Here is a 2,095-nt window from a genome sequence, read left to right on the forward strand (position 1 = left end):
ATCCTGGATGCAGTTTCAAAAAATCCCCGATGAGGTCAACCTCGTCCAAGGACCGATGGGATCGTGCGAAGCTCTATTTTCCCTAGCGGAAAAAACCGGCCGTAAAATCATCAAGGTCTTTGATTCTCCAAATAGCCATCCGCGCACTCTCAGGAAAATTTGGCAAAAAGAATGCGATGAATTTGGAGGCGGTTACCGAATTCCCATCCCGAACTCTTTTTTTGAAAAAGTAGAAAGAGAAATCGCATCCGCAGATTTAATCTTGTGTCCAAGTCTATTTGTGAAGCAAAGCATGATTGAGAACGGCGTATCTGCTGAGCGCTGCATCGTATCGCATTTCGGTGTCGACACTAAGATTTTTAAACCTCGACAAACCTTGCCTCGACAACCTCAGTTTATTTGCGTTGGTTCAATTTGTTTGAGAAAAGGGCATCATTATCTTTTTCGTGCATGGGAACTAATTAAAAATAAATTACCGGACCATCCACGACTGATTTGCATAGGCAACGTCCGACCTGATTTCAGATTCGAGTGGAAAAAATGGCGAGGCACATTTGAGCATTATCCAAGTCTTGACCACCCAGATATCGCAAAACTCTTAGCCTCAAGCACAGCATTTGTGCTCCCCTCACTAGAGGAAGGATTCGCAAGAGTAATAACTGAAGCTATGGCCAGTGGTTTGCCGATTATCGCCACACACCAAAGCGGCGCGACCACTGTAGTGGAGCATTTCTCAGAGGGAATCATCGTGCCTGCTTACAACGTAGAAGAATTAGCCCAGGCAATGCTACTATTAGCGAACGATAAAAACCTAAATCTCCAAATGGGAGAAAAGTCTTTTCAAAAAGGGGGACAAAAGAATTCTTGGCACGACTACGCCATGCGTCTACTCGACTACTATGTAGACTTTTCAGAACGTATCCATCGTGAAAATCAAACATCTGCCACTTAGCATCGACCCAAAGAGTAACCGTTACCATTATTATGAACTTCTCTGGAAAGAAGTGGCCTTTAGGTTGCTTAAAAAAGCCGAACCTAAGCTAGAAGGCTGGTCCTTGCTGGACTACGGATGCGGCAGGGGAGAGGCTTTACAAATTGGGTTGAGCCTCGGAATGAAAGTTGTCGGCACTGATATTGAAGACGAATGTCTCGCAGTTTCCAGAAAAATTGCTCCCGTTCAACGCCTAAACCCCTCAGACCCAGTGGCGCAATTTGGTGCAAAATCCTTTGATGTCGTGGCTTGTTTTCACGTTCTCGAGCATGTTCCAAGCCCAGTCCAGACCCTCAACAACTTACGAGAAATAGCCCGAAAATACTTGTTGCTCGCAGTGCCCAATCTGTCCGCATTTCACGACCTACTAAGACCTAAGCGCTGGCTAGATCCTGTCAACGAAGGCCATTTACAGTCCTGGGATCATGCGACATTTCTTAACCTCATGGAAAAACATTGCTCTCTGAAACTGGTAGAGTGGGGATTTGACGCAGTTATCATCCCACCGATTTCAAGCCTGATCAACCGATTTTTCGGAAACCGTTTCGCAATCGCCTTGGAAACAGGCCTTTTTAAATGCATTCACCCATATGCTTCTCACTCCGTGATTGCCCTAGCCAAGCCCACGGGATAATCCACCCTCTCAGTCCAGTAATCATGAGAAAGCCTGTAGTGGCCATTCTTGCAGAATGTCCAGCTGTATCAAAAGACTTACACCAGCTCGGGAGACCGGGAGGAGTTGGCTCGACTTGGCTTACACAGCTTTCGGAATGTTTCGAGTCTTATTCGGGTGAATTTCAATTTCATTGGATTACTTTAGACAAGAAACTCAAACACATAGAGAGTAGCGTACATAACAGCCAATTTTTTCATCGCCTCCCATCTGCTAAAGTCACCGTAGATCTACTTTTAGGACATCTCATCGCACGCCGAAATCTCAAAAATTATTTAGATATACTCTCTCCCTCACTCATCCACGTCTGGGGAACTGAAAACTCTTACGCCTCCATTCTCAAGCACTCGAAAACCCCAACCATCCTCTCCATGCAAGGAATATTGACGACTTACACTCGAATCGGGGCTTTCAAGAAAAATTGGCGAGCC

3 protein-coding genes are annotated in these 2,095 nt (G+C 45.5%); all 3 read left to right on the top strand.

The window, feature by feature from the left end:
• On the top strand, positions 1-952 hold a 952-nt coding region (locus tag NZM04_01090), incomplete at its 5' end, for a glycosyltransferase family 4 protein (GenBank protein ID MCS7062639.1).
• Entirely contained in the window at positions 927-1,625 is a 699-nt protein-coding gene (locus NZM04_01095; protein MCS7062640.1) for a class I SAM-dependent methyltransferase, read from the top strand. The genes NZM04_01090 and NZM04_01095, both read left to right, overlap by 26 nt.
• Positions 1,626-1,648: 23 nt before the next feature.
• On the top strand, positions 1,649-2,095 hold a 447-nt coding region (locus NZM04_01100; protein ID MCS7062641.1), incomplete at its 3' end, for a hypothetical protein.

Source organism: Candidatus Methylacidiphilales bacterium, assembly GCA_025056655.1.
Classification (GTDB): Bacteria; Verrucomicrobiota; Verrucomicrobiia; order Methylacidiphilales; family JANWVL01; genus JANWVL01.